Origin of the sequence: Peribacillus sp. TH16 (assembly GCF_016651095.1) — a bacterium.
GTDB lineage: Bacteria > Bacillota > Bacilli > Bacillales > DSM-1321 > Peribacillus > Peribacillus butanolivorans.
The window spans coordinates 263,004-282,379 of record NZ_JAEKEM010000002.1 but is presented as its reverse complement, the minus strand read 5'-3'; the positions used below and the strand labels follow the sequence as shown (position 1 = coordinate 282,379).

Below are 19,376 nucleotides of genomic sequence, written 5' to 3'. Positions count from 1 at the left end.
GGGATAACAAATGAAAGCAGTATTATTCGTAGGACATGGAAGCAGACTAGCTTCTGGAAACGAAGAAGTTATTCATTTTATTAAAAATATGATTCCAACAATGGACGACTCTTTAATAATTGAAACATGCTTCTTGGAATTTGCCACGCCAAGTATATCCCAAGGCATTGACAATTGCATAAAAAGAGGAGCCACTGAAGTTATCGTCATTCCGATTATTTTGTTGCATGCAGGACATTCAAAATTACATATTCCAGCTGAAATAGAGGATGGAAGGAATAAGTATCCAGCGGTTACATTCACATATGGACAAACGATTGGGGTTCACCAGGAAGTATTAACGATTCTGACAGATCGCCTTGAGGAAGTTGGATTCGATACATCTTTGGAACATCCGGAGACAGCAATATTGCTGATAGGTCGAGGTGGAAGTGATGCTGATGCAAATAGTGATATTTATAAAATTTCACGATTATTGTGGGAAAAATTAAATGTGAAGTGGGTCGAAAATGCCTTCATGGGTGTTACGGATCCGTTTGTTGATGAAGGCATTGATCGCTGTATTCGGTTAGGTGCCAAAAAAATAGTGATGCTTCCATATTTCCTCTTCACAGGTGTGTTAATGGAGAGAATGGAGAATATGCTAACAGGCTATCAAGACCAATATCCAGAGCATGAATTTGTTTTGGCGAAATACTTTGGTTATCATCCAACATTACAAACCATACTGAAAGAACGTGTAATCGAAGCTAGCGAAGGAAGATCAAGTGGTACCCGTGATCTAGAAAACTATCGTAAACATGTGGAGGAACATGGCCATGCCCACCATCACCATCATCATCATGACCACGATCACGACCATGGGCATGACCACCATGACCACGATCACGGTCATGAAACAGACCATGGACATGACCACCATGACCATGATGAGCAAGTGGTGGGGACGACAAAATGATTTTGTTCTTAGCGGGTACAAGCGATGCAAGGGAATTAGCGATTGAAATCCAACGGGTTGGATTCCAAGTTTTGGCAACGGTAGTAACCGAGTCGGCAGCAAAAAGTTTGCAAGATGCGAAGATAGCAACTCAAATTGGACGATTAACTGCAACAGATATGGCATCTTTAATCATCGAAAAAGAATTTCATGCGGTAGTTGATGCAAGTCACCCATTTGCAGAAGAAGCATCGAAAAACGCTCTTCAGGCAGCAAAGGAAGCAAATGTTCCTTATATTCGTTATGAACGTGAAAGTCAACGATTCCAGAATGAGAAATTGATTATGGTTCGTGATTATGCTGAAGCCGCCAAGCTTGCTGCTACAAAGCGGGGAGTTATTATGCTAACGACTGGAAGTAAAACCTTAGCGATTTTTGCTAAAGAGTTAGTAGGTCTGGAGAATACAAGAGTGATAGCGAGAATGCTTCCGCGCATTGATAATATGGAAAAATGTGCTCAGTTAGGCATTGAGCAAAAAAATATAGTCGCTGTTCAAGGTCCATTTTCAAAAGAATTGAACAAAGCGCTATACAATCAATATGGTGTCACGTTAATGATTACAAAAGAAAGTGGCAAGGTTGGATCTGTTGATGAGAAATTGGAAGCAGCATTGGAATGTGGAATTGAGACGATTATGATTTCTCGTCCTGATGTTGATTATAAAAATGTTCATTCCAGTTTTAATCTGGTCATTGCCGATTTGAAAAAACAACTAAACGAAAAATAGGAGGAATGTACGATGGATTTTAAAACAGATTTTAAACCCCTAACGGTTGATCCAGATAAAATATATGATTATAGTTTTTCAATTATTGCTGAAGAAATGGGTAATCATGATTTTTCAGAAGATGAGTGGAAGATAGTTCGCCGTGTAATTCATGCATCAGCAGACTTTGAATTAGGAAGAAGTGTCATTATCCATCCAAATGCCATTCAAGCTGGTGTGGAAGCAATCCGCAAAGGAAGACATGTTATTGCCGATGTTCAAATGATAGAAAGTGGAACGGGGAAAAAACGTTTTCAAAAACATGGCGGGGACGTGCATTGCTATATTTCAGACCCAGATGTAATGGTTGAAGCAAAACGATTGAAAACGACAAGAGCCATCATTTCGATGCAAAAAGCCGTAAAGGAAAATGAAGGCGGGATATATGCCATTGGTAACGCACCAACAGCATTATTAGAACTCATTCGTCTTATTAAAGAAGGGATTGCTAAACCCGACTTAATTATTGGTATGCCTGTTGGATTTGTTTCTGCCGCGGAATCAAAAGAAGAACTAGCAAAAATTACCGAAGTGCCATTCATTACAAATGTTGGCCGAAAAGGCGGAAGTACTGTCACGGTTGCGGCATTGAATGCGATTTCCCTTTTAGCTGATTAGGTTAAATCATGGAAAAGAAAGTCAAGAAAGATCCCTCCCAAATGCGGCATGGGTATACGACCGGAGCCTGTTCAACAGCAGTAACTAAAGCGGCATTGATCGCATTGATCACTGGTGATGCACTTGAGGAGGCAACGATTTCTTTGCCTATAGGTAGAGATGCTACTTTTACAATTGAGAAATATGATATAACGGAAAATTCAGTTAGTGCAGAAACAATTAAAGATGCTGGCGATGATCCAGATGCCACTCATCTGGCACATATAATTTCTACTGTCAGCTGGGTAGATACACCTGGCATCATCTTGGATGGAGGGATTGGTGTTGGTCGCGTGACCAAAGCTGGTCTTCCTGTTCCTGTCGGAGAAGCGGCAATTAATCCTGTGCCGCGCAAAATGATTTTAACAACCGTGCAACAAACATTAGAAGAATTTAAGGTTAATAGAGGTGTGAAAGTCGTTATATCCGTACCAGCAGGTGAAGAAATTGCGAAGAAAACATTAAACGGCCGGTTAGGGATTGTCGGTGGCATTTCCATTTTGGGAACAAGGGGCACCGTCGTTCCTTTTTCCAGTTCCGCGTATATGGCAAGTATTGTTCAGGCGATTAGTGTTGCTAAAGCTGGTGGCTGTGATCATCTTGTCTTAACGACAGGTGGTCGAAGCGAAAAGTATGCAATGGGTCTTCTTCAGGGGTTACCTGAAGAAGCCTTTATTGAAATGGGTGACTTTGTAGGGTTCTCGCTAAAGCAATGCAAAAGACAGGGAATTAAAAAGGTATCTCTTGTCGGTATGATGGGGAAATTTTCGAAAGTTGCACAAGGTGTGATGATGGTGCATTCAAAAAGTGCACCAGTCGACTTCGGCTTTTTATCTGAAATTGCCCAAAGTGTCGGAGCAGATGATAACCTTGTTTTTGAAATTAAGAACGCAAACACCGCATCGCAAGTCGGTGATATGATGGCCGAGATTGATAACAAAGAATTCTTCAATAAACTTTGTGAAGCCTGCTGTCACTCAGGATTAAAGCAAGTGAAGGGCGGCATTGAAATGGAAACAGCGATTTATTCGTTGAAAGGACAATTACTAGGAAGGGCTGTTGGAATTGACTCAATCGATTAAATTAATCGGGATAGGAGATAACGGTCAAGAAAGCTTACTGCCTCAATATGCACAATGGATTGAAGAAAGTGAAGTGCTTATCGGCGGTGAGAGGGTCTTGTCCTTCTTCCCGAATTATCAAGGAAAGAAAATTGTCATAAAGGGCGGCATGAAAGCAGTTGTAGAACGACTACAGGAAGAGACTCGTCCGACGGTCGTTTTAGCTTCTGGTGATCCGCTATTTTACGGAATTGGCGGCTATCTTTCCAGCAAGATGAATATAGAAGTATACCCATATTTTAGTTCAATTCAACTCGCTTTTGCCAAAATGGGTGAAAGCTGGCAAGATGCTTTCCTTGTTAGTGTTCATGGTCGAAGTATGAAAGGGTTGGCCCAACGGATCGATGGGAAAGCAAAAGTTGCATTGCTTACTGACGTTGAAAATAGTCCTAATCAACTTGCTAAATATCTTCTATCATTTGGTATGACAGAATATCGGGCATTTGTGGCGGAGAATCTTCAAGGAGAAAATGAACATTCAGGCTGGTATGAACTTGAAGAAATGATAGAGCGGAAATTCTCTCCGTTAAATGTCGTCATTTTGAAAAAGATATCTGAAGGACCGAGCTGGTCTTTAGGCATTGAAGATGAAGAATTTTCGCAGCGGAAGCCAGATAAAGGTCTCATTACCAAAAAGGAAATTCGAGTATTAAGCCTTCATGCGTTAAAACTTAAGAAAAGCAGCATAGTCTGGGATGTTGGGACGTGTACGGGCTCAATGGGGATTGAAGCTGCGAAGCTCTCACCTGAAGGTCAAGTTTTTGCGATTGAAAAAAATGAGCCGGATTTAGAAAATTGTTTACAAAACCAACGTAAGTTTCGTACCGATTTAACGGCGATTCATGGAAAAGCACCGCAAGGCTTAGAAACGTTTCCTGATCCGGATGCCGTTTTTATCGGTGGGACAGGCGGAGAGATGGTAGACCTCATCAATACTTGCTGCAATCGGTTGAAAAAAGGCGGAAGGATTGTCCTTAATGCAGCTACGATAGAAAATCTTTACCGTGCGAACGAGGCATTTGCAGAAGCAGGTTTTCAAACCTCCATCATGCACGCTCAAATTTCACGAAGCAAGCCTATTTTAGGAATGAACAGATTTGTTCCGCTGAATCCGGTTTATATCATTACTGCACAACGAAAGGAAGACATGAATGAGTAATCTTGGTACATTATATGGTCTTGGCGTCGGTCCTGGAGATCCGGAGCTTATTACAGTAAAAGCGTTTCGAGTCATTCAGGAATCGCCAGTTATTGCGTATCCGAAAAAAAGAAAAGGTAGCAAAAGCTACGCCCATCGTATCGTAGAAGTATACATTCGGCCTGAGGAGAAGGAAATGCTCGGACTTGTTTTTCCGATGACGAAGGATCAAACGATTTTGGATCGGGAATGGAACGAAACAGTTGAGAAGGTTTGGCAAAAGTTATATGAAGGTAAGGATGTTGCTTTCGTTACAGAAGGAGATCCGCTTTTATATAGTACGTTCATACATATGATGAAATTGATGCAGGAATTGCATCCTGAAGTTGAGATTAAGACGGTACCAGGCATTTCTTCGTTTAACGGGTCAGCTTCAAGATTGGGCATTGCTTTGGCAGATGGCGATGATCATGTCGCGATTGTTCCTGCAAGAGATGATTATGAAGCGATGAAGAAGGCGATTGAAGATCATGATGCTGTAGTGTTCATTAAAGTCGCAAAAGTAATCGATTTAATGATAACTGTATTAAAAGATTTAGATTTGCTTGAAAAGGCTTCAGTTGTAACCAAAGTCACTTCCGATGAAGAAGTAATTTGGAACTTAAGTGAATTGGAAGGACTTGAACTAGAATACTTAACTTTGATGGTGGTGAGAAAGTGAAAATATATATTGTAGGTGCTGGTCCAGGAGATCCGGATTTGATTACGGTAAAAGGATTGAATATTCTCCAAACAGCAGACGTTATTTTATATACGGATTCATTAGTAAATGAAGAATTGATTGCAAAGGCAAAACCTGATGCCGAGGTGCTGAAAACGGCTGGAATGCATTTGGAAGAAATTGTTGATGTTATGGTTGATCGTGTTAAAGCAGGAAAAATGGTAGCCCGTATTCACACAGGAGATCCTGCTATGTACGGTGCAATCATGGAACAAATTGTTCTATTGAAGAAAGAGGATATTGGCTATGAGGTGATTCCTGGTGTTAGTTCAGTATTTGCTTCAGCAGCAGCAATTGGCGCCGAGCTGACGATTCCCGATTTAACTCAGACACTTATTTTAACGAGAGCTGAAGGACGGACACCGGTTCCAGAATTCGAAAAATTACGAGATTTAGCGAGTCATCATTGTACGATTGCCCTTTTCTTAAGCGCAACCTTAACAAAAAAAATCGTCAAAGAACTCCAAACAGCGGGGTGGAAAGATGATACGCCTGTTGCAGTCATTCAACGGGCAACATGGCCGGACCAAAAAATTGTTCGTACTACCTTAGTGAATTTAGATGATGATATGCGTAAAAATGGAATCCGCAAGCATGCAATGATTTTGGCTGGATGGGCGTTAGACCCTAATATCCATGATAAAGATGAATACCGTTCCAAACTATATGATGCGAGCTTTACCCACGGTTTCCGAAAAGGTGTCAAGCCATGATCATTGAATTAAAAGAAGAGGAACTAGCCCCCATAAAACAGTCTCATACTTATGCAATCGTAGCGATTACAAAGCATGGTGTAGAACTAGCAAGAAAATTACACACTGTTTTTTCAAATTCTGATCTATATTACATGAGCAAGTTTGAAAAAGGGGATGAAGAGCACAGACAAATCCAGCTTTTTTCGGGAAGTGTCCGTATGCTGTTACCCGCTTTATTCAAGGAATATAAAGGAATCATTTTAATTATTTCACTCGGTGCCGTCGTCCGGATGATAGCTCCAATTTTGAAGGATAAAAAAACGGACCCAGGAGTTGTTGTCATTGATGACAAAGGGGAGAATGTTATCAGTGTTTTGTCAGGACACCTTGGAGGAGCAAATGAACTTACCAAGGAAGTTGCAGCAGCGCTTGATGCAAATGCAATTATTACAACTGCATCAGATGTACAAAAAACAATTCCTGTCGATTTATTTGGCCAGCGCTTTGGCTGGGTTTGGGATTCTGCGGAAAAATTAACGCCAGTCAGTGCGTCCGTTGTAAATGAAGAGCATGTTGCAATCGTTCAGGAGTCGGGTGAACGGAACTGGTGGACGTATGAAACAGTATTACCTGAACAAATAATCGTTTATCCGTCAATTGATGACGCCCTTAAAGCAAAGCCTCAAGCAGCCTTAGTAGTTACTCATCGGGAGCTTAGGCAGACTGAAAATAAGATCCTGGACAATGGTATTGTATTTCGTCCAAAAGTCATTGTTCTTGGAATCGGCTGTAATCGAGGAACATCAGCCGTTGAAATTGAGCAGGTAATTGTGGAAACATTAGCGGAATTATCATTTTCAATAAAAAGTGTTAAAGCAATATGTACAATTTCAATAAAGAAAGATGAAATTGGTTTGCTCGAAGTCGTTCAAAAACACGGTTGGGAATTTGTGTATTTTGAACCGGAAGAACTTAATCAGGCTAAAATTGAAGCTCCGTCAGACACAGTATATAAATACACAGGTGCTTATGGTGTGAGTGAGCCAGCTGTTAGAATTTTTACAGGAGCGGAACAACTGGAGCTGGTTAAGAAAAAATCGGGAAATGTCACTATTTCTGTAGGGATTATTCCTTTATAAGGAAGGGGGGATATTTATGAGCGATAGAAGATTAGTTATTGCTGGCACCGGAAGCGGGGTCGGAAAAACGACATTGACCATCGGAATTATGGCAGCCCTCCAGAAGAAAGGGTATACCGTTCAGGGTTTTAAATGTGGTCCTGACTATATTGATCCAACCTATCATACAGCCGTTACAGGGCGAACTTCACGAAATCTTGACAGCTGGATGTTTGAGCACGATATCGTCCGAGAAATACTTAACAAAGCAAGCGTTGGAGCGGATATCTCGATTATCGAAGGAGTCATGGGCTTTTTCGATGGAAAAAATCCTTTATCGAATACGGGGTCAACAGCTGAAATCAGCATGATTACTGAAAGTCCTGTCTTGTTAATTGTCAACTGTGCGAGTATGGCGCGTAGCGCAGCGGCGATTGTTAAAGGGTTTCAAGCTTTTTCTACGGGTCCGAACATTATTGGAGTAATTGCCAATCAAGTGGGAAGTGAGGGGCATTACAAAATTGTCAAAGCAGCCATCGAGCAGGAATGCGATGTTCCAGTGATGGGGTATATGAAGCGAGAGTTAGATATTGATATTCCTAGCCGTCATTTAGGCTTAATTCCTGCCATTGAACGAGGTGAACTTGAACCATTTTTCGATAAACTCGCTCATTTAGTTATGGAAACGATTGATATCGAACAGCTGTATCTCTTGGCTAAGACCAGCACCATTTCCAGTGGGAATTCAGGAATCTTTCAGTCTAGTAGCAAGAAAGACGTGTGCATAGCCGTTGCAAAAGATGCGGCCTTTAATTTTTATTATCAGGAAAACCTTGAGTTGCTTGAAGCAAAAGGAGCGAACATCAAGTATTTTTCTCCATTAAAAGGGGATGAAGTTCCGGTGGATGCGGATGGCTTATACCTTGGAGGCGGTTTTCCAGAAGAATTTGCAGATGAACTTTCTCGCAATGAAATTGCTATAAAATCCATCAGAAATGCCATTGAAAAGGGTTTGCCAACTCTAGCAGAATGTGGTGGATTCATGTTTTTGAGCAAATCTATTGAAACAACTTCTAGAGAAATGTATCCGATGGCAGGATTGATTCCAGGTAGGATCAAAATGCAGAAAAAGCTTGCGGCACTGGGATATCGTGAAATAACTGGAACCGAAAGCAATTTTTTAATAAAAGATTGTGAGCAGGCAAAAGGTCATGAATTCCACTATTCCACATTTGAGTCAGATGATGTGCTTCCGCATGCCTACGAGGCGAAAGGAAGATTTGGTTCAAAGAAAGAAGGGTGCATAATAGGTAATCTGGTTGCTGGTTATACCCATTTTCATTTTGCTTCCAATCCTAAACTTGTTGAGAATTGGATAGGTGCATGCTTAAAACAAAAAAAACTGATGGGACACGAAACATATCAACAATGAAAAGTTGTTTTTTTGATAAATAAGAGGAGGCAAGAGCATGAAACCGGGAAAGGTACATCTGGTCGGTGCGGGTCCCGGAGATCCGAAACTAATTACGGTATATGGAATGGAATGTATTCAAAAGGCTGATGTCATAGCTTATGACAGGCTCGTCAATCCAAAACTATTAACCTATGCAAAAGAAAATGCGGAGCTTGTATATTGCGGGAAATCACCCGGGAGACATCATCTCATTCAAGAAGAAATTCATTCACTTTTGGTAGAAAAGGCCTTGCAGGGGAAAAATGTTACCCGCCTAAAGGGAGGAGATCCGTTTGTCTTTGGTCGGGGAGGAGAGGAAGCTGAGGTCCTGGCGGCTAATGGGATAGAATATGAAATAATCCCAGGAGTAACTGCGGGCATTGCAGCTCCAGCTTATGCCGGTATACCGGTTACCCATCGTGAACATGCGTCGAGTTTTGCGATTGTGACCGGCCATGGACGTGATTACAAGGGTCAAGACAACCTGAATTGGCAGGCATTGGCTCAAGGAATTGATACCATCGCCTTTTACATGGGAATTGGTAATATGCCATTTATCTGCGAACAATTGATAGAGCATGGTAGGGACGAAGAAACACCAGTGGCTGTCATTGAATGGGGTACTACAGATAAACAAAGGACGATAACTGGAACCTTGAACACGATTTCTATGCTTGCTTTGAAAGAGGAAATTCAAAATCCGGCAATCTTTCTGGTAGGTGAAGTCGTTCAATTAAGAGAAAAAATCCAATGGTTTGAAAAAGTGATTGAATCAGAGTCTACGAGTGAAGGGAACGAGTCTAAATGTCTATCATTCAAGAATTGAAAGACCGCAGAGCTATTCGGAACTATGAAGAGCAAGAAGTAGAAGATGAAAAAATCAGGCAGTTATTAGAAGCAGCTACATATGCCCCTAATGACCGACTACGTGAACCTTGGGGGTTTTATGTAATAAAAGGAGACGCGAAGCAGCGCTACGAACAGTTGGCAGAAAAATATTTACATGAGCGTTTCCCGACCAAGCCGAAATTGATTGATAGTTCACTAGAAGTTGTAAAAACCACACCGCTTATCATTGTCGTAACCTCTGATATTTTGCCTGACGATCCGGAATCAACCGAGGACAATGTGTTTGCCTCTTGTTGTGCTGTCCATTCGATGTGGCTTGCAGCAAAAGAACTAGGTCTTGGCTATGTATGGCGCACTAGAGGAGTAGGCCTTGTCAGAGATGAACGACTGCACGAATTTATCGGTTCGCCGGAAAACAAAAAAGTAATCGGTACTATTTTTATAGGCTATCCTAAAAAGGGTCAACCTGTTCCTGCTACTAAAAGAACTTCATACATAGAAAAAACAGTTTGGCTATGAAGGTAGGCGAATAAGATGGCTCGCAGAGGATTGTTTCTTATATATACCGGAAATGGGAAAGGGAAAACGACTGCCTCGCTTGGTGTTACTTTACGGGCGATTGGGAGAGGCATGAACGTTAAATTTCTCCAATTTATAAAATCTCCAGAGCGTACATATGGAGAGGCATTGGCTTTAAAGAAATTAGGGGTTGAAATGGAACAACTCGGGATTGGTTTTACATGGACCAAAACACCACAAGAGCATCGGGAGGCACTAACGATTGCTTGGGAAAAAGCAAAACAGGCCCTTTGTGATTCAACCATCGATTTACTGGTTCTGGATGAGTTAAACAATGCGTTAGCCATCTCTAAGTTCCCGATTGAAGATGTCTTGCCACTAGCAGAAGTAATCGATGTGATTCGTAATCGACCCGCTCATATGCATCTAGTCGTTACTGGCAGAGATGCCAAACGGGAACTGATGGATTTGGCGGATTTAGTCTCTAATATTGATGCGACTAAGCATTACTATGAAGAGGGAATCGGCGCTGTCAAAGGATTAGAGTTTTAAGGGGTGAGTCGAATGAAGGCAAGATCCATTATGATACAAGGGACGTCCTCTGATGTAGGGAAAAGTTTGATTTGTACGGCACTGTGCCGGGTTTTTTCCAATAAAGGATTACGAGTCGTACCATTCAAATCGCAAAATATGGCTTTAAATTCGTATGTAACGTTGGATGGCGGTGAAATCGGCCGTGCTCAAGGAGTACAAGCCGAGGCTGCACGTATTACAGCAACCACTGATATGAATCCGATTCTATTAAAACCGAAGCAGGATATGGTTTCAGAAGTCATTGTGCATGGAAAACATTTTCTTGATATGGATGCAAAAAGCTATCGATATCAATTTGTCCAAGAGGCCATGCCCATCGTTCGTAAATCGGTGGAAAAACTTCAGGACGAATATGACATTATCGTTCTTGAAGGAGCAGGAAGTCCAGCTGAAATCAACCTGAAGGACCGAGATATTGCAAATATGCGTATGGCCAAACTTGCAGATGCCTCGGTCATTTTGGTAGCTGACATTGATCGCGGTGGAGTTTTTGCGTCAATTATTGGAACACTTGCCTTATTGGATAAGGATGAACGCGAATGTGTAAAGGGGATTATCATCAATAAATTTCGTGGGATGCGTGAGTTATTGGATGACGGCATTGAATGGGTGGAAAAAGAAACAGGGATTCCAGTCCTCGGTGTACTTCCTTATATAGACGTGAATATTGAAGCGGAAGATTCATTAGCACTATCTTCCTTGCGGTTTAAAAAACCTAAAAAGGCGGAATTTCCAATCGATGTCGCCGTTTTAAGATTGCCTCGTATCTCCAATTTTACAGATGTGGATCCTTTCTTTGATGAACCGGGTGTAGGCGTCAGACTTGTAGGCAGTGTGCACGAATTAGGGAATCCTGACCTGCTTATCTTGCCAGGTACAAAAAACACGATGGAAGATCTAGAGTGGCTGAGAAGAGCAGGACTGGATAGGGCTATCCAAGATTTGCGTGAAAAAGGGACATTAATATTTGGGATATGTGGTGGATTTCAAATGCTTGGTACGAATCTTTTCGATCCTGATGCTGTCGAGGGCTGCGGAGAAAATGCAATAGGACTTTCTCTTCTTCCAGTACAAACCGTTTTTAATGCAGAAAAGAAAACGGTCCAAATGGAAGGTGTTCTTTCTTCAGGGATCATGGAAGGAGAAATGAATCTGACCGGATTTGAGATCCATTTAGGGAGAACATCATTGGACTCTGCACTAGTAAGGCCATTTCTTTTATTGAAGGATGGAAGAGAGGATGGGGCTATTTCTGCAGACAACAAAGTCATTGGAACCTATCTTCATGGGATATTCCATAATCGCTTGTTTACAAGAATGCTAGTTAATCAAATTCGAAGGTCAAAAGGATTAGATGAAGTGAAGGAAAATGTTCAAAGTGACTTAGAGCGAAGAGAAGAAGCTTATAACCTCTTAGCTTCACATTTGGAAGAAAATATAGATATGGATACTATTTATGAATGGCTGCAGTTTGAAACCATGGAAAGTTGAATAGTAGTCTCACCTTATCCATCAAGCTATCGTGAATTATTATCTAAAATAAAGCGCAATTCTTTCCATGTATCATGGAAAGAATTGCGCTTTATTGTATATCGTAAGGATTCAAATGAACTAATATTCTTTCGTTTTTATATTATTTACTTTCGTGAAAATCACATTCACCATTAATTACAGGGTTAAACTTTCTTTTATTTAGTCATATTAAGTGACAGACATATACAAGATATGTTATGTTGGCTTCTCTACATAATTTATAGAATTAAAAGGATGAGGTGTTTGATATGAACAAAACAGAACTAGTGAGTAGTGTGGCAGCACAAGCTGAACTAACAAAAGACGACGCTAAAAAAGTAGTGGATGCATTGTTTGAAACAATCACAACTACGCTTGCTAAAGAGGAAAAAATCCAATTAGTAGGATTTGGAACATTTGAAGTGCGCGACCGTGCAGCTCGTACAGGAAGAAACCCACAAACAGGTGAAGAAATACAAATTGCAGCTAGCAAAGTACCCGCTTTTAAAGCAGGTAAGGAATTAAAAGAAGCTGTAAAATAAAATAAACATGTAGTGAAAAAAACTCTGGAGATGAGAAAAGTCTCCAGAGTTTTTTTATTTAAATAAGTTTCATTTTAAAAGTTTATTCTTTTATTTGCGTTTAATTTAGGCCGTACTAACATTTAGTTATATTGCGCTGAAAAAGGTAGCTATTGAAGTTAAACAGATTTAACAAACGAAGATTTTTAATAAGTACTTATTAGTAAGGTTTATCTCTAGTATATGTTAGGCTATAACAATAAAACAGTAAGCGCTAGAAAAGAAGAAAAGAGGTGAAAAATATGTTTAAAAAAATAATGAAGAAAATTAAGCAGCTTTCCGAAGGCAGCAGCGAGGGAAGACATAGCCATTATCGCCGAGGCAGCAGTAGCAGTAGCAGCAGCAGCAGCAGCAGGGGGTATAAACGGTCTCCAATGAGTGGTAGTAACCGCTATAAACGAAAAGGAGGGAGGAGTAGCAGTTAATACCCCTCCATGAATTAATTTATTTTTCTTTAGATATAAGTGCAGCATGAAGATCTGCTGAAAGTTCACTGATATCTGAATAAGGTTCTTGAATTCTTAATAACCTTTTTAGTAAATGTACGGTTTCTTTTTCTAAAGAAAGTTCTTCTGTCCAAGGAAGAACTTTTTTATTGTTGGAAGAGTAAGTCGTATAAAGTAAATATAAAAGTATGTCTCCTAAATCATAATAGTCCTGCTGTTTCATTTCTAATTCTATTGATGATGAACAAAATGGGTCAACCGAGACAATCTGTTTCGACAGACCAAAGTCGATTAAAAAAGGCTCTTTGTCTTTTAGTAAAATATTTGGAATTCGTAAATCTTGATGGTACATACCATTTTTGTGAAGATAAGCTACTAATTCTAGCGAGGTGAGCAAGTAAAAGTAGAGACTCTTTCTCTTTAAAGGTTTTATGATTTAAGAAAATTTGGTCTTCCAAATTGTCCCCTTCAATGTAATTCATTACATAATAAAAATATCCGTTATTTGAAAATTCATCATATAACTTAGGCATACTTTTGTGGTTTAACAAACGCAGAATAGAGATTTCATTTTCAAACAGCTTAATCTCTTTTTTGATACGGCGTTTACTTGGACGAAGCTGTTTGACTACTCTATTCTCATTTGTTTTCAAATCGTTGCAGAGATAAACAATGCCGTAACTTCCAGTTCCTATAACACTTATGACCTCGTATCGATCATACAAAACTGCACCTTTTTTAATAGGTTTATCTACAAAAAACTGAAAGAACTTTCGAATGGAACGCCAAATTGAAACTTTCCTCACCTCTTCATTTACATTGGAGTCATACACACATAGGACAATTATGATTTAAATTAACATTATATTTTCTTGATGCTTTAAAAAACAAAACAGTTTGGAAAAAGAAGCATTATGGTTATCATTTACTTTTCTGGTAGTATTTGATGTTTATGCCTTGTATAATAATAAAAAGCTTATAAAAAGGAGATATCTGATGACTATGAGGCCACATTTGTCTTTACCTAAAGAATTAGAGAAATTCAGGAAAGACATTGAATCAACTATGCAACCGACTATAAAAATCTCGACATCAACGAACAAGCCGACTTTGTTTGCAAGCAAGTTTGCAGGCTATCCTTATTTACCTAAAAATTTTGAACACCCAATCGATGGAAAAGGGAACTATATGAAACTATTAGCGCAAATCAATTTTGAAGATTTACCACGTGTACTAAATGATATGCCACAAAAAGGTATGTTGCAAATTTTCCTTTCTGGTGACGATGATGTTATGGGGCTTGATTTTAATAATCAAACCAACCAAAAGAATTTCCGGGTCATCTATCATGAAGATATCTTGAAGGAAGGCGAGGTGACAACTGATTTCTCATATATGGCCACTTTTGAAGATGAGCATTTTCCAATTGGAGATGAGGTTAGTCTATCTTTCTCGGTAAATTTTGAAGCCGTTTCTACCTCTGATCGAGCTTTTGATGAATTCTATGGTGAATTAGATTTTGAGGAAATAATAGGAGAAGATGAAAATGGAGATGAAATTACTCTCTTGGAATTGTATGAAGAAAACCTATCTAATGAGGGTCATAAGATTGGTGGATATGCTTTTTTTACGCAATCTGATCCAAGGGAAGATAGATCTTATAAGCATTATAACGTCTTATTACTACAAATTGATACAGACGATGATAATGAGATTATGTGGGGAGATTGCGGCGTAGCTAACTTCTTCATCAAGGTAGAGGATTTAAAGAAACTTGATTTCTCTAACGTTTTATACAATTGGGATTGTCATTAATACTGGTATTAAGTGTAACGAGTAGAATATTTATTAGATCTCAGGTGTACATATAGATAAATCGTTACTCTGCTATCAAAAATTTAATAGATTGAGATATAAGATATTAATCTAGGAGCTGTTTATTAGTGGAAACACTACTCATTTTTAAAGACGCCACATCACATAAGTTCTGGAAAATTCATATTGCAGGAAACACATTTACCGTGACATATGGGAAAGTAGGTACTATAGGTTCGGTGAAATCAAAGGAGTTTGAATCAGAAGAAATCTGTAAAAACGAAGGAGAGAAACTGATTCAATCCAAAATTAAAAAAGGGTATGTGGTGACCCAATTGTCAGATCAGGTTGTAAAAGATAGTTCGATGACAGAAGATTTGTTTTGGGGATTACTGGATAGATGCAAGGAAAAGGGAAACGATGCTGATGAACAGGTCGAGTGGTTAGTCGCTCAATTGTCAAGAAAACCTGTGAAAGATATAATTATGTTTGAATCGATTTTTAAACAATACTATTACAAGTTGCACACATCCAATTTATGGGCAGCTGCCTATATTGTCATGGGTGGGTGTTCAGATGATTGCTTTGACTATTTCAGAGCATGGGTTTTATATCTTGGAAAAGACCCTTATGAAGCGGCTATACAAAATCCTGAAACACTGCTTCCCTATTTTATATTATTGAAAGAGCAAGAAGAAATACCCCAGCTGGAAGAATTGCTTTCTGCAGCATGTATGGCCTACGAAGAGAAAACGGGGCTGGATGATGATAGGTATGATAAATTATACCATCAATTGGCGAAAGATGATTATACCGAACCAGAAATAGAATTTGATTGGAATGAGGATGATGAAGAGGGGTTACGTCAAAAGTTTCCTTTGCTATGGGAAGCATTTGGAGAAAATCCGTTAGATTGAGCAAAAATCATTCTTTTGAAGGAGTATTAGGTGGCATCACAAAAACAAGTGATGCTGCTTTTCTTATGAGCACTCTTATTTTTTAAAAGGTTACTTTCCATATTTGATGTGTTGTAATTGTCCACGCTACACCTTTCATTTGCATTGAATATTATGTATAGTTAGTATTATATGCAAAATAGTTAGAATATTCAAAATAGAGAGAAGGGAAGTTATGAGCTTAACAATCACAGATTTGTTTATCGGACAGATTGCTAGTCTTCAGCGTACTTTTAATGAATCAGATGTAAGGTTATGCAGTGAATTAACAAAAGATTATAGCCCGATTTATCAAGTGAATAAAGAGGAGTGGAGAAGCAATTACAGCAAGCCGATTGTTCCTGGTTTGTTAACAGAAGGGCTTATTACTCAAGTAATAAGTGAAAAACTCCCTGGCAGTGCCTGTATTTTACTACAAAAGGAATTAGTGTTTTACCATCCTGTACATATAGGAGATATGATTTCGGCTGAGCTGGAGGTTATTGACATTAATTTAAATAGAGATTGGGTGACACAAAAGGTGACTTGCTATAATCAAGCAGGAATTGAAGTTATTAAAGGACAAGTTGTGATATTAGTTTTAACTAATCAAGATGTTAGGTGATGTGAATGGAAAACGTTAAAAACGTTAAAAGAAATTGGGGATCAATTGAAGTCGATGAAAACGGAAAAGTTATAGGCGCCAGTGCTGATTTTTATGAGCATTTCACTATAATACCGACTGATTTGATAGGGGAGTCCATTGCGAAGGTCATTCACACTTCTACGAATAATTCTTTAAAAAATCCTGATAAAAAACATGTGTTTCCCGGTGTGATCTCAGGACACTCTTGTTTTATTAGAACTATTCGAAAAAAAAGCATTACCATTTATAATGTAATCATCCGACAAGAAGAGCTTGAATACGCTGATTTAGTATATTATGCCAATTCCTTGGATAGGCATAAAGCTAAGAAAAAAACTGGAAGTCAAAGTCGATATGGCTTTGAAGAGATTGTTGGAAAAAGCCAAGCGATTGAACGGATAAAAGAGCTGGCAGCTAGAATTGCTACCAGTAGTTCAACAGTGCTGCTTACCGGAGAAACTGGAACAGGTAAGGAACTGTTTGCTCAAGCGATTCATGGTTTGAGTACAAGAAAATCACACCCGTTTGTTCCGGTCAATTGTGCTGCAATACCAGATGAATTATTTGAATCGGAGATCTTTGGTTATGAAGCTGGGGCATTTAGCGGTGCGAAAAAAGAAGGTAAACCTGGGAAAATAGAATTAGCTCAAAATGGTACCCTTTTTTTAGACGAGATTTCTGAACTGCCTTATCAGGCTCAGGGCAAGCTCTTACGTGTCTTACAGGAAAGGGAAGTAGAAAGACTCGGTGGAACAGGGAGTAAGAATGTCGATATCCGTATTATTGCGGCGACGAACAGAGATCTAAAAACCCTTATTCAAGAAGGAAAATTCCGGCAAGATTTATATTACCGTCTTTATGTTTTTGAATTGAAAATTCCTTCATTAAGGGAACGGCCGGAAGATATTCTTCCGTTAGCTTATTATTTTATCGATTATTTTAATAAAAAATTAGGGTGTAACGTTAGAGAAATTGAGCCTAAACTCCAAGAATGGCTTTCAAATTATAGCTGGCCCGGAAACGTTCGTGAATTTAAAGCAATTATCGAACGAGGTATGAATATCGTAGAGGGACGGACTTTAACATTGGACTCTTTATATTTTACACCTAATTTAACTTTGCATGATGAGGTAGAGGAACTGGGAATTTCTTACTCAATTAGCTTGGATGAGGTGGTCGGGAAAGCTGAGATATCTGCTATTCAGCGTGCGTTAACAGAGTCGGATGGAGATCGTTCTTTAGCCGCTCAAAAGCTGAAAATTCATATTGCGAGCTTATATAGAAAAATTGCGAAGTACAAGCTGAAATAACGTTACTATAAAGTTGATAAGTGAAATATAAATCAAGTTAGCCTTTGAACACACTTTAGAAGTGTGTTCTTTTTTTGATTTCGCATATTTGATTTGCAAGATTGCGAAAAAAATTAAAAATGCGAAAACGATATTAAATGAAGCCTGATATGCAGCAAAAATAAGTTGGCACACAACTTGCAATAATAGATTGACAAAGGATGAAGTTACTTAACTTAGATCATAAGATAGCCCGTGAATAGATTGTTTTGTAACTTCGTTAAACATAACAAAGGAGGTAATAATATGTTGAATTTTTCCTTTACAGAAGAACAAGATTATTTTCGTAAAATGTTGAAAGAATTTGCGAAGGAGGAACTGCTTCCTCACTATACAAAGTGGGATCGAGAAGAGATTACTCCAAGACACTTGTGGAAAAAGCTTGGGGAGTTAGGCGTAAATGGCCTGCGGATTCCAGTTGAGTATGGCGGTAGCGGTGCCGACTGTGTGACAACGGGGATTGCTGCGGAGGAGATAGGACGAGGTGATTTCAATCTAACCTATGCTGTGATGTTGAATGCGTTAATAGGTGAAATTATCAATAATCACGCTAGAGAGGAATTGAAAAAAGAATGGCTTCCCAAAATTGCGAGCGGGGAAAAAATTGTCGGCATCGCTATTACAGAACCATCGGCAGGGACGGATGCAGGCGGGATTAAAACAACAGCAGTACATAAAGGGAATGTATATGTTCTTAATGGAGAAAAGTCAGGAATTAGCGTAGCTACATGTGGAGATGCCTTTGTTATATTTGCAAAAACAGAACCTGAATTAGGAAATCGGGGAATTAGCGCTTTTATAGTTCCTGCCAATCTTCCAGGAGTTGAATGCAAAGGTTACAAAGACATGGGTAATATTCCAATTAGCAGAGGTTCTATCTATTTAAACGATGTAGAAGTTCCAGAAGAGTATATGATCGGTCTTCAGAATAAAGGCTTTTCCCAGGTGATGAATGGGTTTGATCTAAGCCGGCTCTTAATTGGATTGCAATGTGTTGGGGCTGCCTCACAAAGTATTGATGAGACCATCGAACATGTGAAAGTTAGACATTCTTTTAACAAGCCGTTGGCAACGTATCAAGGAGTTTCATTCCCAATAGTGACTCACTATACTCAGTTAGAGCTTGTGAAGTGGCAAGCCTATCGAGGACTTTGGCTTCGTGATCAAGGGTTGAACCATAGTAAAGAATCAGCTTCAGTAAAATGGTTAGGTCCAAAATATAGTGTAGATGCCATTCATGAATGTTTACTGTTGAACGGCCACTATGCTTATACGAAGGAAATGCCGCTAGAGCAACGTTTACGTGACGTCATTGGTTTAGAAATTGGTGATGGAACTGCTCAAGCCAATATGATGGTCATTGCAAAAGACATTATTGGAAAAGAATTCAGATCATATTAAAC

The 19,376-nt window shown here is 39.3% G+C and carries 21 protein-coding genes and 1 pseudogene; 19 read left to right on the top strand and 3 right to left on the bottom strand.

The window, feature by feature from the left end; genetic code table 11:
• Positions 1 to 10: 10 nt before the first annotated feature.
• The 14 genes from JFV29_RS01385 to JFV29_RS01320 all read left to right on the top strand — a co-directional run bounded on the left by JFV29_RS01385 (position 11) and on the right by JFV29_RS01320 (position 12,743).
• Positions 11 to 958 carry a sirohydrochlorin chelatase gene (locus JFV29_RS01385; RefSeq protein WP_201180810.1) on the top strand — a complete coding sequence of 316 codons (948 nt, stop codon included), beginning with the start codon at positions 11 to 13 and terminating at the stop codon, positions 956 to 958.
• Positions 955 to 1,725, top strand: a complete 771-nt coding sequence (gene cobK, locus JFV29_RS01380) for a precorrin-6A reductase (protein ID WP_201180809.1) — start codon at positions 955 to 957, stop codon at positions 1,723 to 1,725. Before JFV29_RS01385 ends, cobK begins: the two co-directional genes overlap by 4 nt.
• Positions 1,726 to 1,737: 12 nt before the next feature.
• The gene (locus JFV29_RS01375) at positions 1,738 to 2,382 is read left to right on the top strand and encodes a precorrin-8X methylmutase (RefSeq protein ID WP_053345847.1); all 645 of its coding nucleotides are present in this window, start codon (positions 1,738 to 1,740) and stop codon (positions 2,380 to 2,382) included.
• A gap of 8 nt (positions 2,383 to 2,390) precedes the next feature.
• Entirely contained in the window at positions 2,391 to 3,503 is a 1,113-nt protein-coding gene (locus JFV29_RS01370; protein ID WP_056526998.1) for a cobalt-precorrin-5B (C(1))-methyltransferase, read from the top strand.
• On the top strand, positions 3,487 to 4,701 hold the full coding sequence (cbiE, locus tag JFV29_RS01365) for a precorrin-6y C5,15-methyltransferase (decarboxylating) subunit CbiE (protein ID WP_201180807.1): 1,215 nt from the start codon (positions 3,487 to 3,489) through the stop codon (positions 4,699 to 4,701). Before JFV29_RS01370 ends, cbiE begins: the two co-directional genes overlap by 17 nt.
• Positions 4,694 to 5,401 (top strand): precorrin-2 C(20)-methyltransferase, encoded by a 708-nt coding sequence (gene cobI / locus JFV29_RS01360; RefSeq protein WP_201180806.1) that lies wholly within the window; start codon positions 4,694 to 4,696, stop codon positions 5,399 to 5,401. Before cbiE ends, cobI begins: the two co-directional genes overlap by 8 nt.
• A complete protein-coding gene (gene cobM, locus JFV29_RS01355; RefSeq protein WP_098174651.1) occupies positions 5,398 to 6,174 on the top strand; it encodes a precorrin-4 C(11)-methyltransferase in 777 nt (258 codons plus the stop codon). The genes cobI and cobM overlap by 4 nt, the downstream gene beginning before the upstream one ends.
• Entirely contained in the window at positions 6,171 to 7,295 is a 1,125-nt protein-coding gene (locus JFV29_RS01350; protein ID WP_201180805.1) for a cobalt-precorrin 5A hydrolase, read from the top strand. The genes cobM and JFV29_RS01350 overlap by 4 nt, the downstream gene beginning before the upstream one ends.
• A 16-nt stretch (positions 7,296 to 7,311) precedes the next feature.
• Positions 7,312 to 8,706 (top strand): cobyrinate a,c-diamide synthase, encoded by a 1,395-nt coding sequence (locus tag JFV29_RS01345; RefSeq protein ID WP_201180804.1) that lies wholly within the window; start codon positions 7,312 to 7,314, stop codon positions 8,704 to 8,706.
• A gap of 37 nt (positions 8,707 to 8,743) precedes the next feature.
• Entirely contained in the window at positions 8,744 to 9,553 is an 810-nt protein-coding gene (cobA, locus tag JFV29_RS01340) for a uroporphyrinogen-III C-methyltransferase (protein WP_201180803.1), read from the top strand.
• Positions 9,532 to 10,095 carry a nitroreductase family protein gene (locus JFV29_RS01335; protein WP_201180802.1) on the top strand — a complete coding sequence of 188 codons (564 nt, stop codon included), beginning with the start codon at positions 9,532 to 9,534 and terminating at the stop codon, positions 10,093 to 10,095. Before cobA ends, JFV29_RS01335 begins: the two co-directional genes overlap by 22 nt.
• A gap of 15 nt (positions 10,096 to 10,110) precedes the next feature.
• Complete coding sequence (locus JFV29_RS01330; protein WP_201180801.1) at positions 10,111 to 10,647, top strand: cob(I)yrinic acid a,c-diamide adenosyltransferase; 537 nt, start codon at positions 10,111 to 10,113, stop codon at positions 10,645 to 10,647.
• A 12-nt stretch (positions 10,648 to 10,659) separates the two neighbouring features.
• Positions 10,660 to 12,180: a cobyric acid synthase gene (locus JFV29_RS01325; RefSeq protein WP_201183289.1), complete on the top strand. Its 1,521-nt coding sequence runs from the start codon at positions 10,660 to 10,662 to the stop codon at positions 12,178 to 12,180.
• Between the two features lie 290 nt (positions 12,181 to 12,470).
• Entirely contained in the window at positions 12,471 to 12,743 is a 273-nt protein-coding gene (locus JFV29_RS01320; RefSeq protein WP_061462953.1) for an HU family DNA-binding protein, read from the top strand.
• 230 nt (positions 12,744 to 12,973) lie between these two features.
• Here JFV29_RS01320 and JFV29_RS01315 read toward each other — a convergent pair whose 3' ends face one another.
• From JFV29_RS01315 to JFV29_RS31315, 3 genes and pseudogenes are all read right to left on the bottom strand, one after another.
• The gene (locus JFV29_RS01315; protein WP_201180800.1) at positions 12,974 to 13,255 is read right to left on the bottom strand and encodes a hypothetical protein; all 282 of its coding nucleotides are present in this window, start codon (positions 13,253 to 13,255) and stop codon (positions 12,974 to 12,976) included.
• Positions 13,227 to 13,625: a protein kinase domain-containing protein gene (locus JFV29_RS30885; RefSeq protein WP_274606894.1), complete on the bottom strand. Its 399-nt coding sequence runs from the start codon at positions 13,623 to 13,625 to the stop codon at positions 13,227 to 13,229. The genes JFV29_RS01315 and JFV29_RS30885 overlap by 29 nt, the downstream gene beginning before the upstream one ends.
• A gap of 43 nt (positions 13,626 to 13,668) precedes the next feature.
• A pseudogene (locus JFV29_RS31315) lies at positions 13,669 to 14,034 on the bottom strand (protein kinase domain-containing protein); the annotation flags it as partial.
• A 190-nt stretch (positions 14,035 to 14,224) separates the two neighbouring features.
• On the opposite strand from JFV29_RS31315, the gene JFV29_RS01305 reads away from it, so the two are divergent.
• From JFV29_RS01305 to JFV29_RS01285, 5 genes are all read left to right on the top strand, one after another.
• Positions 14,225 to 15,043: a YwqG family protein gene (locus JFV29_RS01305; RefSeq protein ID WP_201183287.1), complete on the top strand. Its 819-nt coding sequence runs from the start codon at positions 14,225 to 14,227 to the stop codon at positions 15,041 to 15,043.
• A 128-nt stretch (positions 15,044 to 15,171) separates the two neighbouring features.
• Positions 15,172 to 15,960, top strand: coding sequence for a DUF4240 domain-containing protein (locus JFV29_RS01300; RefSeq protein WP_098174643.1), 789 nt, complete (start codon positions 15,172 to 15,174; stop codon positions 15,958 to 15,960).
• 214 nt (positions 15,961 to 16,174) lie between these two features.
• Positions 16,175 to 16,603: a MaoC/PaaZ C-terminal domain-containing protein gene (locus JFV29_RS01295; RefSeq protein WP_053345859.1), complete on the top strand. Its 429-nt coding sequence runs from the start codon at positions 16,175 to 16,177 to the stop codon at positions 16,601 to 16,603.
• A gap of 5 nt (positions 16,604 to 16,608) precedes the next feature.
• Positions 16,609 to 17,934 carry a sigma-54 interaction domain-containing protein gene (locus JFV29_RS01290; protein ID WP_201180798.1) on the top strand — a complete coding sequence of 442 codons (1,326 nt, stop codon included), beginning with the start codon at positions 16,609 to 16,611 and terminating at the stop codon, positions 17,932 to 17,934.
• Positions 17,935 to 18,219: 285 nt separating this feature from the next.
• A complete protein-coding gene (locus JFV29_RS01285; protein ID WP_200949460.1) occupies positions 18,220 to 19,374 on the top strand; it encodes an acyl-CoA dehydrogenase family protein in 1,155 nt (384 codons plus the stop codon).
• The last annotated feature ends 2 nt before the right edge of the window (positions 19,375 to 19,376 follow it).

Bases quoted from the DNA above. Each gene is read 5' to 3' on its own strand.
- JFV29_RS01320 (WP_061462953.1), top strand. From the start codon at position 12,471: ATGAACAAAACAGAACTAGTGAGTAGTGTGGCAGCACAAGCTGAACTA.
- JFV29_RS01335 (WP_201180802.1), top strand. From the start codon at position 9,532: ATGTCTATCATTCAAGAATTGAAAGACCGCAGAGCTATTCGGAACTAT.
- JFV29_RS01350 (WP_201180805.1), top strand. From the start codon at position 6,171: ATGATCATTGAATTAAAAGAAGAGGAACTAGCCCCCATAAAACAGTCT.
- JFV29_RS01375 (WP_053345847.1), top strand. From the start codon at position 1,738: ATGGATTTTAAAACAGATTTTAAACCCCTAACGGTTGATCCAGATAAA.
- JFV29_RS01345 (WP_201180804.1), top strand. From the start codon at position 7,312: ATGAGCGATAGAAGATTAGTTATTGCTGGCACCGGAAGCGGGGTCGGA.
- cobK (WP_201180809.1), top strand. From the start codon at position 955: ATGATTTTGTTCTTAGCGGGTACAAGCGATGCAAGGGAATTAGCGATT.
- cobA (WP_201180803.1), top strand. From the start codon at position 8,744: ATGAAACCGGGAAAGGTACATCTGGTCGGTGCGGGTCCCGGAGATCCG.
- JFV29_RS01330 (WP_201180801.1), top strand. From the start codon at position 10,111: ATGGCTCGCAGAGGATTGTTTCTTATATATACCGGAAATGGGAAAGGG.
- JFV29_RS01295 (WP_053345859.1), top strand. From the start codon at position 16,175: ATGAGCTTAACAATCACAGATTTGTTTATCGGACAGATTGCTAGTCTT.
- cobI (WP_201180806.1), top strand. From the start codon at position 4,694: ATGAGTAATCTTGGTACATTATATGGTCTTGGCGTCGGTCCTGGAGAT.
- JFV29_RS01325 (WP_201183289.1), top strand. From the start codon at position 10,660: ATGAAGGCAAGATCCATTATGATACAAGGGACGTCCTCTGATGTAGGG.
- JFV29_RS01285 (WP_200949460.1), top strand. From the start codon at position 18,220: ATGTTGAATTTTTCCTTTACAGAAGAACAAGATTATTTTCGTAAAATG.
- JFV29_RS01305 (WP_201183287.1), top strand. From the start codon at position 14,225: ATGACTATGAGGCCACATTTGTCTTTACCTAAAGAATTAGAGAAATTC.
- JFV29_RS01370 (WP_056526998.1), top strand. From the start codon at position 2,391: ATGGAAAAGAAAGTCAAGAAAGATCCCTCCCAAATGCGGCATGGGTAT.
- JFV29_RS01290 (WP_201180798.1), top strand. From the start codon at position 16,609: ATGGAAAACGTTAAAAACGTTAAAAGAAATTGGGGATCAATTGAAGTC.
- JFV29_RS01315 (WP_201180800.1), bottom strand. From the start codon at position 13,255: ATGCTGCACTTATATCTAAAGAAAAATAAATTAATTCATGGAGGGGTA.
- JFV29_RS01385 (WP_201180810.1), top strand. From the start codon at position 11: ATGAAAGCAGTATTATTCGTAGGACATGGAAGCAGACTAGCTTCTGGA.